Source organism: Streptomyces kebangsaanensis, assembly GCF_001906585.1.
In the GTDB taxonomy this organism is placed as follows: Bacteria; Actinomycetota; Actinomycetes; order Streptomycetales; family Streptomycetaceae; genus Streptomyces; species Streptomyces kebangsaanensis.
Map to the genome: position 1 here is coordinate 10,151 of NZ_JUJA01000152.1, position 13,510 is coordinate 23,660.

Annotated in this window: 10 protein-coding genes and 2 tRNA genes; 8 read left to right on the forward strand and 4 right to left on the reverse strand. The window is 71.9% G+C overall.

Going from position 1 to position 13,510, the window contains the following annotated elements; all coding sequences use genetic code 11:
• Positions 1-3,046: PAS domain-containing protein (locus RH94_RS24735; protein ID WP_143204071.1), on the reverse strand; the 3,046-nt coding region annotated here is incomplete at its 3' end.
• Between the two features lie 195 nt (positions 3,047-3,241).
• The gene (locus RH94_RS24740; RefSeq protein ID WP_073950081.1) at positions 3,242-3,748 is read right to left on the reverse strand and encodes an SSI family serine proteinase inhibitor; all 507 of its coding nucleotides are present in this window, start codon (positions 3,746-3,748) and stop codon (positions 3,242-3,244) included.
• Positions 3,749-3,942: 194 nt separating this feature from the next.
• Between RH94_RS24740 and RH94_RS24745 the strand changes: the two genes are divergently transcribed.
• From RH94_RS24745 to RH94_RS24755, 3 genes are all read left to right on the forward strand, one after another.
• Positions 3,943-4,033 (forward strand) — tRNA-Ser (locus RH94_RS24745).
• A gap of 197 nt (positions 4,034-4,230) precedes the next feature.
• A tRNA-Arg gene (locus RH94_RS24750) sits at positions 4,231-4,303 on the forward strand.
• 164 nt (positions 4,304-4,467) lie between these two features.
• Positions 4,468-5,019 carry a YcxB family protein gene (locus tag RH94_RS24755; protein ID WP_073950083.1) on the forward strand — a complete coding sequence of 184 codons (552 nt, stop codon included), beginning with the start codon at positions 4,468-4,470 and terminating at the stop codon, positions 5,017-5,019.
• On the opposite strand, the gene RH94_RS24760 is transcribed toward RH94_RS24755, so the two are convergent.
• The gene (locus RH94_RS24760; protein WP_234426021.1) at positions 5,016-5,708 is read right to left on the reverse strand and encodes a tyrosine-type recombinase/integrase; all 693 of its coding nucleotides are present in this window, start codon (positions 5,706-5,708) and stop codon (positions 5,016-5,018) included. The two genes, RH94_RS24755 and RH94_RS24760, sit on opposite strands and share 4 nt — an antisense overlap.
• A 706-nt stretch (positions 5,709-6,414) precedes the next feature.
• On the opposite strand from RH94_RS24760, the gene RH94_RS24765 reads away from it, so the two are divergent.
• Complete coding sequence (locus tag RH94_RS24765) at positions 6,415-7,905, forward strand: glycosyltransferase family 39 protein (protein WP_234426029.1); 1,491 nt, start codon at positions 6,415-6,417, stop codon at positions 7,903-7,905.
• A 43-nt stretch (positions 7,906-7,948) separates the two neighbouring features.
• Here RH94_RS24765 and RH94_RS24770 read toward each other — a convergent pair whose 3' ends face one another.
• Positions 7,949-9,202, reverse strand: coding sequence for a hypothetical protein (locus tag RH94_RS24770; RefSeq protein WP_073950085.1), 1,254 nt, complete (start codon positions 9,200-9,202; stop codon positions 7,949-7,951).
• A gap of 237 nt (positions 9,203-9,439) precedes the next feature.
• Between RH94_RS24770 and RH94_RS24775 the strand changes: the two genes are divergently transcribed.
• From RH94_RS24775 to RH94_RS24790, 4 genes are all read left to right on the forward strand, one after another.
• A complete protein-coding gene (locus RH94_RS24775) occupies positions 9,440-10,312 on the forward strand; it encodes a DUF2797 domain-containing protein (protein ID WP_073950086.1) in 873 nt (290 codons plus the stop codon).
• Between the two features lie 57 nt (positions 10,313-10,369).
• On the forward strand, positions 10,370-11,278 hold the full coding sequence (locus tag RH94_RS24780; protein ID WP_073950088.1) for an amidohydrolase family protein: 909 nt from the start codon (positions 10,370-10,372) through the stop codon (positions 11,276-11,278).
• A 108-nt stretch (positions 11,279-11,386) separates the two neighbouring features.
• Positions 11,387-12,127 (forward strand): response regulator transcription factor, encoded by a 741-nt coding sequence (locus tag RH94_RS24785; RefSeq protein WP_073950090.1) that lies wholly within the window; start codon positions 11,387-11,389, stop codon positions 12,125-12,127.
• Positions 12,128-12,259: 132 nt separating this feature from the next.
• A partial coding sequence (locus RH94_RS24790) for an MFS transporter (protein WP_234426022.1) occupies positions 12,260-13,510 on the forward strand: 1,251 nt, incomplete at its 3' end.

Sequence of the window (13,510 nt, forward strand, 5' to 3'; positions counted from 1 at the left end):
GGGCCGACTGCGGGGCGGGGGTGCCCTGCACCGGCACGGCCTGCGCAGGAAGCGGTCCGGCGGTGGCCTGCTGGGCCGGAGCAGCGGGGTTCTGCGCGGGGGCGAGCCCGGTGCCCTGCTGGGGGAGCGGCTGACCGGCGGGGTTCTGGACGGGCAGGGCCACCTGTCCCGGCACCGGCTGCTGCGGCCCAGGAGCCTGCGGCCCCGCCACCGGCTGTCCGGGGGCCGCCTGGGGTGCGACCGGCTGTCCCGGAACCCCCTGCGGTGCGACCGGCTGCCCAGGAGCCACCTGGGAAACGGCCTGCGGCAACGCCTGCGCGCCACCCGGGCCGGCCGGCGCGGGAACACCCGGTCCGGCAGCTCCCTGCGAAGGCACGGCCTGTGCGGGTACGGCCTGTGCGGGTACGGCCACCGCGGGCATCGCTCCTGCGGGCACGGCTCCTTCGGGCACGCCCTGCACGGGCGGTGCCACCGCGGGCGTCGTCCCCGGCGCGGCGGCCCCTCCGGGCACCTCCTGTGCGGGCGCCGTGCCCGCTGCGGCGGGTTCCTGCGGCTGGGCCACCGCCCGGCGCCGGCGTCCCGTCGGCGCGCTCGCCGGGTGCGGCTGCGGCGGAGTGTGGTCGTCGGCCTGGTCGTGGGGTACGGCGTCGTGCTGCCCCTCGTCCACCACGGGGACGACGGGAGCGGCGTCCTGCGCCGGCGGCTGAACCGTCCCCGATCCCTCCGGGCCGTCGTCCGGCCGGTCCGCCTCGGCGGGCGGCAGGGCGAACACCGTACGGGGAGCCGCCTCCTGCGCGGCGGCACGCTCGGTCGCCGCGGCCAGGGCACGGCGGCGCCGTCCGGCCGGCTGCGGAACGGGCGCCGCGGGGTTCTCGCCGCCCGGCTCGGGCTGCGCGTCCGCGCTCGCGGGCAGCGCCGCCGGCAGCGCCTGGGGCGCGCCGACCTCGCGCCGGGCACGCCGTCCGGTGGGTGCGGGCACGCCCTGCGGCGGCACCGTACCGCCCAGGTTCATGCCCGAGGCCGCCGCGCCCGCGGCATGCTCGGCCGCGGTGACCACGGCACCCTCGGACACGCCCACCGCGTTCTCGGCGGGCTGTCCGCGCCGCCGCCCCGTACCGCTGGAGACCTCCGCCCCCTGGACCGGGATCAGCGCGGCGTCCTGGGGTTCCCCGGCCGCCCGCCGCCTGCGCCGCCCGGTCGGAGCCGCCTGGGCACCGGCGGTCCCGCCCCCGCCCTCGCCGTCGCCCTCCAGGAACGCGTCCGTGGAGGACCGACGGGCCCGCCGCCGTCCGCCGCCCGCACGCTGCTCGGGCACGGCGACCTCCGCGGAGACGCCCTCCTCCGCGCCGGCCGCCAGAGCCTGGACCTCGACCGGGACGACGCCCGCGCCCCCGCCGAGCGGCACCTCCAGGACGTACGCGCTGCCGCTCATCCCGGGCACCGCGTGCGTCTGCAGCACGCCGCCGTGCGCCCGGACGATCCCGCGCACGATCGGCTCGTGCACCGGGTCTCCCCCGGCGTACGGCCCGCGCACCTCGATCCGTACGACCTCGCCGCGCTGCGCCGCCGCCACCACGACGGTGTTGTCCATGTAGCCGCCCGCCGACACGGGCGAGTTGCCGGTCGCGTCCACACCGGCCACGTCCGCGACGAGGTGCGCGAGCGCGGTCGCCAGGCGCTGCGGGTCGACCTCGGCCTCGATGGGCGGCGCGTGCACGGCGAACTGCACCCGTCCGGGCCCGATCAGCTCGACGGCCCCGTCGACACCGGCGGCGACGACCGCGTCGAGCATGACCTTCGTACGGGCGATCTCCTCGGTGCCGGCGTCGAGGTGCTGGTAGCCGAGGACGTTGTCGATGAGGGTGGTGATCCGCGAGTAGCCGGCCGACAGGTGGTGCAGCACCTGGTTGGCCTCGGGCCACAGCTGTCCGGCGTCGTCGGCGGCGAGAGCGGCCAGCTCGCGGCGCAGTTCGTCCAGGGGCCCGCGCAGGGAGCCGCCGAGCAGCGTGAGCAGCTGCTCGTGCCGGGCGGCGAGCGCCTCGTAACGGTCCTTCTCCCGCTCGCCGAGCGCGGCGTACCGCTCCTCGTTCGCGGCGAGCTCCTCCGCGTGCCGCTCGGTGAGTTCCTCGGCCTCGGTGACGTGCTGCTGGCGCAGGGAGGTGAGCTCGGAGGCGTGCTCCTCGGCCAGCCGTTCGAGCTCCTCCTCGTGCTGCTTCTCGACGGCGGCCTTCTCGTCGGCGAGCGTCTCGTAGGGCCGCCGGTCGGTGAAGGTCATGACGGCACCGACGAGCTGGTCGCCGTCGCGCACCGGCGCGGTGGTCAGATCGACGGACACCTTGTCGCCGGACTTGGACCACAGCACCTGCCCGCGCACCCGGTGCTTGCGCCCGGAACGCAGGGTGTCGGCGAGCGGGGACTCCCCGTACGGGAAGGGCGAGCCGTCGGCGCGCGAGTGCAGGACGAGGGTGTGCAGCTCGCGCCCGCCGAGTTCGCCGGCCCGGTAGCCCAGGATCTGCGCGGCGGCCGGGTTGACGAGCACGATCCGCCCGTCGGTGTCGGTCCCCACGACGCCCTCGGAGGCGGCCCGCAGGATCATCTCGGTCTGCCGTTGCGAACGGGCCAGCTCGGCCTCGGTGTCGACGGTGCCGGACAGGTCGCGGACGACCAGCATCAGCAACTCGTCGCCGGTGTAGCCGGACGCGTCGTAGGCCTGCTGGCTGTTCTCCAGATTCGCGCTCGTGACCTCGACCGGGAACTCGCTCCCGTCGGTCCGCCGCGCCGTCATCCGGGTCGGCTTGGTGCGCCCGCGCGGGTCGATGTGGTCGGGCCGGCGCATGGAGCCGGGGATCAGCTTGGAGTCGAACTGCGGCAGCAGGTCGAGCAGCCCGCGCCCCACGAGTGCCGTCCCCGGCGTCTCGAACGCCTCCAGGGCGATGGTGTTGGCGTTGACGACCGTGCCGTTGGCGTTGACCAGCACCAAGGCGTCGGGCAGCGCGTCGAGTATCGCAGCGAGGCGAGCAGCGCCTCGGGATGGCCTGCTGCTCACGAGACGCTTCCTCCCTGTCACCGCACCTTGCCGACCGCGGGAGCCATCTTGCCAACCGGCCCGCGGCGTGTCACGCGAGGGAGTCTATGCGCAGACGTTGCGCTCGCGACGCCGGATGGGAGGGAGGCCGCACGACGAAGCGGCATCGAACCTGTGACCGTACGGTTTCGCCGCGCACGGCCTCGCGCGAGACCCCTACCGTTTCCCGGATCCTTCCGGCGCACCGAGGTCGGGCAGGAGCGGCACGAGCCGGTTCCAGCGGTCGATCCGGCAGCCGTCGCCGCGGTCGTAGTACGCGTCGACGGGCCGCCCGGCCCAGGTCCCGGTGACGTGGGCGGTGGCCGGCCCGCCGTACTGCATGGTGCAGAGGCTGTCGTCCGGCACGGGCGCGAAGACCTCCCGCCCCCAGCGGGTGTTCCGGTCGAGCACGTCGCAGGCGCCCCGCGCGTGCGGGTGACTGCCGCCGACGGGGTGGCAGTACAGCTCGTACGTCCCGTCCCTGCCCCCGCCCGCGTGCCGCACGGTGACGGTGAGGTGGTCGCCGCCCCGGTCCTCGTGCCGCACGGGCGGCGGCGCGGCGGGCGAGGCGGCGGCGGGCACGGCGGACAGTGACGCCGCCCCGACGAGGGACGCGAGGAGACCGAGGAGAAGCACCCGCGGGGCGGCGAAGCGCCGCGGCGTGAGGAAACCGACCTGCACCATGCCCGGACCAACGCGGAACCCCTCGGGAAGTTGCGCACCTCGCCCCGCTCCACCGACACCACGCCCGATGCCATGACAAGGGCTTTGCCCTGGACCCCGCCTGCCTAGTACCGTGGGGGGCGATTGGTGACACCCCACGCGACTGTGTCATCATCTGCACGCACCACTTACGCGCTCGCGTGAGCGGTTGTGCGGGAGGCGTCGCCTAGTCCGGTCTATGGCGCCGCACTGCTAATGCGGTTTGGGCCTTAAAGCCCATCGAGGGTTCAAATCCCTCCGCCTCCGCGCGTGATCACCGAAGCCCCGGTCCATCCCGACCGGGGCTTCGGCGTTCCCGGCTTCCTACCCCGCCCAGACCTTGTTTCCGCAGGTCACAAGGGGTGGGGGGAATGGATTTCACATGACGGCGGCAGTCATGTAATGTTCTTCCTGTCGCCGCGAGCGGCCCAGAAGGGTCAGGAGCGGAGGCAAAAACAGAACAAGCACTCGTAGCTTAACGGATAGAGCATCTGACTACGGATCAGAAGGTTGCAGGTTCGAATCCTGCCGAGTGCGCAGCATGCCAGAGGCCCTGTGGAATGATCCACAGGGCCTCTGGCTTATGTCCTGACGGCAGCCTTTGACGGCAACCGCGTTCGGGAGTGGATCAGGGGGTGTCCGATGGATCTTGGCACGGCGGCCCTGATCTGCCCGAGACCCCCTGGCTAGGATCCCTGCTCATGGACACCAGGGGCGGGGATTCCTCACATCAGGACACGGACCGCGGTACGGCCGTGGAGTTCGTCTACCGGCCGACGGCCGCGGACTTCGAGGAGGCGCTCCGTGCGCGAGCCCGTCGGTCACCGGCGGGCCGGGCCCAGGCGCTCATGGCGCCGCTGATGGCGGCAATCGGCGTGGTCACCTTCTCGGTCCTCGGCGATGTCCCGCTGCCCGTGTGGATCATCTCGCTGGTGCTCTGCATGGCAATCGCGTCCTGGGGCACTGTACGAGGGCTGCGCACCATGGCCCGCCGGATGTTCAGCGTCGTAGAGCCGTACGGGCAGTGCCGCATGGTGGCCGACGAACGCGGCGCGGTCAGCACCGGTGAGCGGGTGTCCTTCACCATGGAATGGACGGTGTTCCGGGAGTATCTGGAGACGCCGAGGCTGTTCGTGCTGCTGGGCGGCGACCGCGCGGCCGGAATCGCCGTACTGCCCAAGCGGGGCGCCCAAGACCCCGCGGACGTGGACCTGCTCCGGGCGATCCTGGGCCGGAACCTGAAACGCCTCTAAACGGCCACGGGAACTCCGGCCGCGCCGTCGTCATCATCCGGCTCATGGCCGTCACCCCTCAGCGCATCCCCGACGCGATCGAAGGCGGAGCGCTGGGAGTCGAGTCGTACGAAGGTGTAGATGTCCATGGTCACTCGGATCGAGCTGCGGCCCAGGATTTCCATGATCATGCGGGCATCGGCGCCCTGTTCGTGGAGCAGCGACGCGCACGTGTGCCGCAGGTCATGGAAGCGGACCTTGCGGATGCCGGCGCGGACGCACAGCACCTCGAAGGACCGGTTGAGGTTGCGTGGCTCAATGGGAGTGCCGTTTTTGGTGGTGAAGACGAGGCCGTGACCCGTCCCCTTCCAATTGGCACCAGCGGCCTTCCTGTCGGCGATCCGCTGGGCACGCTGAGCGCGAAGCGCTGTCACGCACTCGAATGGCAGGGCCACGCGGCGGGCCGAGCGCTGCGTCTTCGGCGCGACGATCAGCAGTTCGCCACCGACCCGTTGTAGGGCCTGCCGGACGGTGAGGACCCCTTCGTGAAGATCCACGTCCGACCGGTGCAGCCCCAGCAGCTCACCCCGCCGAAGGCCGATGCGGACCGCCAGTTCGTACGCGGCCCACAACCGGTTGTCACGGGCCACCGCCAGGAGCTGACGTCCCTCCTTGGCCGTGAGCGGTTCGATCTCGCGCTTCGTTCCCATGCTCAGCTCCACGTTCCGGGCCACGGTGCGGGGCAGCTCGTCCTCACGTACGGCGTGCTGGAGGGCGGCCCGCAGGATCACCAGCAGGAAGCGCACGGTCCGATCAGAGGGGAGCTTCTCGCGGCACTTGCCGAGGGCGCGGCACCGGAGGGTGGCCGCTGTCCTGGTGGGGGAGGCCCGGATGTCGTGGGCGGTGAGCCGGGCCCGCTTCCTCCTGCCGGACTCGGGCGTGGCACAGGTCGGGCGAGGGGCGCGTGGGCGACCTGGCGGGAAAAGTGCCCGGGTGGCAAAGGAAAACGCAATTGCGACTTCTGCGGAGAGTGTGAAGCAATCGATATCAGTGGTGCCGGAGTGATGCGCGCGCGTAGAGGAATTTGAGCGGAACCCGGTTGGCTGTGTTTCAGTCATTTATCGGCGTGACCGTGGCCGAAAAGGAGGGGACGCGCAGGCGCCACGATGGCATCCTCGATCACGTCGACTTTCCACAGGGCTGCGGGCGGGGGGATTTGGTGCGGATGATTCGCGGACGGTGAGTGACCGTCGCGCCTCTGGTTCTCCACCCTGCTCAACAGCCTTTCGGAATCCCTCCTTCATGCCCATCACCCATGCTTTTCGCTCGTCGCTCCGTTCTCCGGGGACCGGAGCGACGTCTGATCCATGCCCAGCTGCCCGGAGACGCCCCCATGTTCTCGTCCGGCTGATACCGATGCTGTGGACCTGTTCCCTCGGCCTGTGGGGCCTGTCGCGGCAGGACAGTGTGTGGCGGGACGAGGCCGCGACCTGGCAAGTGGCCCAGCGGTGCACTGCCGAGATCTGGCACATGCTGGGAAACGTCGACGTCGTGCACGGCTGCTACTACCTGCTGATGCACGCACTGTTCGAATGTTTCGGAGCCGGTACCACGACCCTGCGCCTGCCCTCGGTGGTGGCCACGGGGGTGGCGGCGGCGTGTGTGGGGAGCATCGGCCACCGGCTGGCCGGCATGTGGGTGGGCCTGGCGGGAGGGATGGCTTTCGGGCTGCTTCCGGCCGTGCAGTTCCATCTCCAGGAGGGGCGTCCGTACGCGTTGGTCGCGGCCGGAGCCGGGATCTCGACCTTGCTCCTCGTGACCTTGCTGCAGGGGCGGGGCCGGACGGCGTACTGGGCCGCCTACGGCGGCACCGTCTTGTTGAGCGGGCTTTTGAACTGGCTCTCGCTCATGATCCTGCCGGCACACTTGGCGACCCTGGTCTGGTGCCGGGCCGGCCGCGGAGTGTGGACACGCTGGACGGCTGCCTCCGCGGCCGCCACGGCGTGTGTGCTGCCGTTGATCCTGTTCAGCCGGAGCCAGTCCGCGCAGGTGTCATGGATCCCGCCGCTGACCTGGCACATGCTGATCGGCCCGGCGGTCCTGCTGGCGATCGGTGGAGCCGGCGCGCTACTGGATCGGCCCCGGGCGGGCCGGCTGTCGGTGGCGGCCGTCGGACTGCCGTTGCTGGCGGTGCCGCAGATCGGCCTCGTCGGCCTTTCTCTGGTCCAGCCGTTGTTCCTGGACCGGTACGTCCTCTTCAGCCTGCTGGGGCTGGCGCTGCTGATCGGTACGGTTGTCGGCTCGGCGGTTCGGGCAATAAGGCCCCGGTACCCGAGAGCGTCGATGTGGGTTCTCCCCGCAGTGGTCGTCGTGGCGACGACGTCATTACTGCCGCAGTCGCTGGCCAAACGGTCCCCGTCAAGCCGGGTGGACGACGTCCTGGCGATAGCGTCGGACGTGCGGCGGATGAAAGAGACCGGGAATGCCGTGCTTTTCATCCCGGCGGCGCGGCGGGACACCAAATCCGTCTCCCCGAGTGCCTTTTCCGGCCTGCGGGACATTGCTCTGGCAGAGAGCCCGGAGAAATCCGGGACGCTGAAAGGAGTGGAGGCGGACCCGGATCGGATCCGTGCCGCGATGCTGGCCCAGCGACGGATCCTGCTGGTGACGGATGCGACCCGGGTGGCGAAACCGGTGACCGCCGAGCGGGACAGGATGAAGGCTTCCGTGCTGAGGGAGTACTTCACGGCCGTGGCCGACGAGCAGGTCCGTGGTCGGCGGGTGACGGTGTACGAGCGGCTCGGGTCGGCCCGCTGGGTTTCCTCAGCGGGCCGACCGTGGACGCCGCGCGGGCAAGGGCCCGGTATCACGAAGGGGACCCCGGGTCCGGGGTCCCCTGGAACGTGAGGGAGAGCCGCGGGGAAAGGACCTCGACGGCACCCTGGAGGTGTCAGGGGCAGGTCGGCCTGTGCACCCCGTAGAGGAACCGGTTGTGGGCGCCGGGGGCTTCGGTGAGGGTCCACAGCTGGTTGGCCGAGCGGAGCCAGTAGAGGTCCTGCAGCCCTCGGCCGCCGAGCTGCCACTTCGTCGCCTTGTTGCCCGTCGTCCGGGCCGAGACCAGGTGGCGGTTGTGGTTCGGGCCTCCGCCCGAGTTGAAGTAGTAGCAGCCGCGTGAGAAGGCGCCCTGGACGTCACGGACGGGCTGGTGCCATGCCGTGGTCGGCTGGATGGTGCCGCTGAAGCGGGTCATCCTGCTGCTCGGCCAGCGGACCACCCGGCCGACGCTGTTCTCCCGGTACTCGCTGGTGAGGAACACCGGGCTCCGTCCGGAGGCGCGTTCCAGCGACATGGAGTCGTAGCGGGTGCCGGCCCTCTGGTTGATCCACTGGCCCTTCTCGGGCAGCAGGTAGTGGTAACCGCGTCCGCAGTACTTGCCCGCGTGCGGACCGGACGTGTGGAACCCGGTCGTGCAGGCCGGGTCGGTGCTCGCCTTCGTGTTGTTGGCGAGTCTCAGCAGGTCGTCGGTGTCGAAGACGCGCACGCCGCTCGTGGGGCCGGCGACGAAGATGTAGTGCCGGTACCAGACGATGCCGCCCGCATGGGTGCTCACGTCGCTGTAGTCGGTCCCGGTGCTGTTCGGCCGCACGAGCAGCACGTGGATGTACTTGTTCGTGGCGCGGTCGAGGAAGCTCAGCCGGGTTCCCGTCCCCTGCTGGTTCACGCCGCCCGAGTGCCAGGAGAAGACGATGGCCCTGTGCCCGTTCACCGTGCCGGCTCCCGGCTGGGCGTCCTCGGTGCCGCTGATCCCCTGCGGGGTCCACCGCGTGTTGACGGTGTCCGCGTGGTCCAGGCAGTAGTAGGCGGCCGCGTGCGCCCCGATCAGGGCGCCGTTGTGGGTCATGGCGTTGTTGCGGCAGGCGGTCTGGTTCTGCGTGTGTGCCTGGCGGTTGGCCGCGTTCAGCATGGACCCCACCGTGACCCGGTTGCCGCCCGGGTTCACGACCTTCCTCAGGTTGTCGGCCTGCGCGGTCCGGTCGTTCCCCCACCTGAGGGCGAAGGCGCTGGGACTGGCGGTGGTCATCGGCCTGGGGGGCGGTGTCGGGGCGGCGGTGGCCGGGGCGGCTGACACGGCTGCGGTGAGCATGCCGAGCACCGCCAGGAAGAGCGCCGCGCCGGGCAGGCGCCCACGCCTGGGGAATCTCATGGTCTCTCCGATGACAGGTGGGAGGAAGCATGAGGGCACCTGCCGTGCTCACGGCTGACGACAGCGGCCCACTGGCAGGAACGGTGATTCCACCCGGGGCGGGGAGAGTCGCGCAGTGGAGCACGGAATCACTCCGGTGGCACGCCGGCGGAGGCGTTCGGGTGACATCGGGCCGTCCCGCACCGCCTCACGACCGCTCGGGGGCGTTGTCAGTGGCGGCCCGTAGTCTCGTGAGGGATGGCGTCGGCGTGGAAGTGTTCCGGAGTGCGGTGGTCCGCCGGGGGTCCCGTGCTGGTGTGGGACGGCGGGCGGTCGAGCGTGCTGCACCGGGGGAAACGGGTGGCCTTCGAGATCGCGGAAGGGGGAGTACGGACATGCGCGGGAGCGCGGGGGCACGCGTGTCCGGCCCGGGCGGTCGTGCCGGGGCGGAGCACGGGGGCGCGGTGCGAGGAGTGCGCGCGGCTGGAGCGGGCGCACTCCGTGGCCGCCGACACGATCGCGGACGACCCGCGGCCGTACCACGTGTATCTGGCGTGGTTCGGGCCCGGCCTGGTCAAGGTCGGGATCACGGCCGTCGAGCGGGGGTCCGCCCGGCTGCTCGAGCAGGGTGCCGTCTGCTTCAGCCGGCTCGGGGCGGGGCCGCTCATGGCGGCGCGTCGTACGGAGGAGCTGCTGCGCGCCGCGCTGCGGGTCCCCGACCGGATCCCGTACGCCGACAAGCGCGCCGTACGCTCCGCCCTGCCGGCCACCGCGGCGGAGCGGGCCGCCGAGCTCGGGGAGCTGCACGGGCGGGCGACCGCGCTCGGCGGCTGGCCGGAGTCGCTGGAGCGGGAGCCGTTCCGGCCCGTCGATCACGCCGGGGTGTTCGGGCTGGCCGGTCTGCCGGCCGCGGTGGGCGAGGTGAGCGAGCTCGTCGCGGGCTCGGTGGTGAGCGGTGAGCTGGTCGCCGCCGCCGGGCCCGATCTGCACCTGGTGACGGACGGCGCGGTCGTCGTGCTCGACACGCGGCTGATGACCGGCTGGGAGCTCCGGCCCGCGAGGGGTGCGGGGTTCACCGTGCCGGTGCGGGAGTTCCGGGGTCCGGCGGGCGTGCAGGACGGGCTGTTCTGAGGCGCCGGAAGGAGGAGGGGCTGGACTCCGTGCGCCTTCCGGGACGATCGTGGGCGCATGAGTGATCAGTCGCCGTCCATGGTCCCCGCGGCGGAGGCCGCCGAAGTCCGGCGGTTCCGGGAGCGGCTCGGGCTGCCCGGGCTGGTCGACGTCCACACCCACTTCATGCCCGAGCGGGTGCTGCGCAAGGTCTGGGACTACTTCGACGGGCTCGGTCCGCTCACCGGCGGCATCGAGTGGCCCATCGCCTACCGGGAGGAGGAGGAACAACGGGTCGCACGGCTGCGGGAGTTCGGGGTGCGGGCCTTCACCGCCATGCTGTACCCGCACAAGCCGGGCATGGCCCGCTGGCTCAACGGCTGGGCGGCCGGCTTCGCCCGCCGCACGCCCGACTGCCTGCACACCTCGACCCTCTTCCCGGAGCCGGACGTGCACGCGTACGTCCGGCAGGCCCTCGAGGCGGGCGCCCGGGTCTTCAAGGCGCACGTCCAGGTCGGGGCGTACGACCCCGCCGACGAAATCCTCGACGACACCTGGGGGGTGCTCGCCGAGGCGGGCGTTCCCGTCGTGATCCACTGTGGATCCGGGCCGGCGCCCGGCAAGCACACCGGGCCGGAGCCGGTCGGGCGGGTGCTCGCCCGGCACCCGCGGCTGCGGCTGGTCGTCGCCCACATGGGCATGAGCGAGTACGAGGACTTCCTCGACCTGGCCGAGCGGTACGAGGAGGTGCGGCTCGACACGACCATGGCGTTCACCGACTTCAGCGAGCGGCTCGCCCCGTTCCCCCGGCGCGCCCTGCCCCGGCTGGCCGGCCTCGCCGACCGGATCCTGCTCGGTTCGGACTTCCCCAACATCCCCTATCCCTACGTCCATCAGCTGCACGTCCTGGAGCGCCTGGACCTCGGCGACGACTGGCTGCGCGCGGTGTGCCACGACAACGGGGCGCGGCTGTTCGGCCTGCCGTGAGCCGCGCGCTGCCGCAGGGGTGTTCCCCGAGAGCCGCCCGTGGGTTTCTCAGGGAAATCACAGACGGGCGAAAGCGCGCTCTCAGAGGGCCCCGACACGGTGTCCACCATGACCACGACCTCGCCCCAGGGGCGCACCGAACTGCTGAGGCCGGACGGGAGCCCCGTCCGGGTGCTCGTGGTGGACGACGAGCCGCCGATCACCGAACTGCTGTCCATGGCCCTGCGGTACGAGGGCTGGCAGATCCGCAGCGCCGGGGACGGGCAGGGCGCCGTCCGGGCCGCGCGCGCGTTCCGGCCCGACGCCGTCGTCCTGGACATGATGCTGCCCGACACGGACGGGCTCGCCGTCCTGGGACGGCTGCGCCGCGAGCTCCCCGACGTGCCCGTCCTCTTCCTGACCGCCAAGGACGCCGTCGGGGACCGGATCGCCGGGCTCACCGCGGGCGGGGACGACTACGTCACCAAGCCGTTCGGCCTGGAGGAGGTCGTGGCGCGGCTGCGCGGGCTGATCCGCCGCTCCGGTGCCGCCGACCGGCGGCCCGACTCCGTGCTCGTCGTCGGCGACCTCACCCTGGACGAGGACAGCCACGAGGTCTTCCGGGGCGGGGAGAGCGTCCACCTCACCGCCACCGAGTTCGAGCTGCTGCGCTTCCTCATGCGCAATCCGCGGCGCGTGCTGAGCAAGGCGCAGATCCTGGACCGGGTGTGGTCGTACGACTTCGGCGGGCAGGCCAACGTCGTCGAGCTCTACATCTCCTACCTGCGGCGGAAGATCGACGCCGGCCGCGAGCCGATGATCCACACCAGGCGCGGCGCCGGATACCTGATCAAGCCCGCCGTGTCATGAGCGGGCGACGACGGTCGCGTCCACGGCGGCGGCACCGCCGCGCGGACCACCCGTGAGTCGGGAAGAACTTCGAGAAGGTGACGGCCGACAGGTGGCTGTACGCCGTATAGGGCAAAGCATGCGGTGTACAGCATGTCGACGAGCTTCCAGGAGCGGGCTCCTGCCCAGGCCGCCCACGGCCACCCCCGGCGTTGGCCGATCCTCGGTGCCATCTGTTTCGCCCAGCTCACCGTGCTGCTGGACAACACCGTCCTGAACGTCGCGATCCCCTCCCTCACCCGCGAGTCGCACGCGACCACCGCCGACATCCAGTGGATGATCAACGCGTACTCGCTCGTGCAGTCCGGGCTGCTGCTCACCACCACGCTCGCCGTGGCGATGCAGATCTTCGCTCCGGACGAGCGTCCCAAGGCCATCGGCATCTGGAGCGCGGTCAACGCCCTCGGCTTCGCGGCCGGTCCGCTGATCGGCGGCTTCATACTGGATTACTTCTGGTGGGGCGCGATCTTCCTGATCAACCTGCCGGTCGCCGCCCTGGCACTGGTCGCGGTGCTCGCTCTCGTGCCGGAGTCCAAGAGCCCCCGCGGGGACCGCCCCGACCTGCTCGGCGCGCTGTTGTCGACGATCGGCATGACCTCACTCGTGTACGCGATCATCTCGGGCCCCGCGCACGGCTGGACGTCGGCGCGGGTGCTGGTCACGGCGGCCGTGGCGGTGGTGGTCCTGGCCGTCTTCGCGTCGTACGGGAGCCGGATCCCCTACCCCATGCTCGACATGCACTTCTTCCGCGACCGCCGCTTCACGGGCGCGGTCGCCGGGGCGGTGCTGATCACCTTCGGCATGGGCGGCGCACTCTTCCTGCTCACTCAGCACCTGCAGTTCGTCCTCGGCTACGGCCCCCTGGAGGCCGGTCTGCGCACCGCGCCGCTCGCCCTGTCGGCCGTGGCGCTGAACTTCACCGGACTCTCGGCCCGTTGGACGGCGCGGCTGGGCACCCCGGCGGCGATCGGGCTGGGCATGGTGCTGATGTCCGGTGGACTGGTGTCGATCGCCGTGCTCGCATCCGGCGGTTACGGCGGCACGCTCCTCGGGCTGCTGCTCATCGGCGTCGGCTGCGCGATCGCCAACCCGGCCATGGCCCACGCCATCATGAGCGCGATCCCGCCGGCCGAGGCGGGTGTCGGGGCGGGCGTCAACGGCACGCCGGCGGAGTTCGGCAACGGGCTGGGAGTGGCCGTGCTGGGGGCGGTGCTCAACCCGCGGTTCGCGGCGGTGTCCCTGCCGGTGGCCCTGGCGGCGGCGGGGACGGCCCAGGAGAGGAAGAGGGTGACCGACGCGTTCTCCGCCGGGCTGCAGACCAGTCAGCTGGTGGGAGCGGCGGCC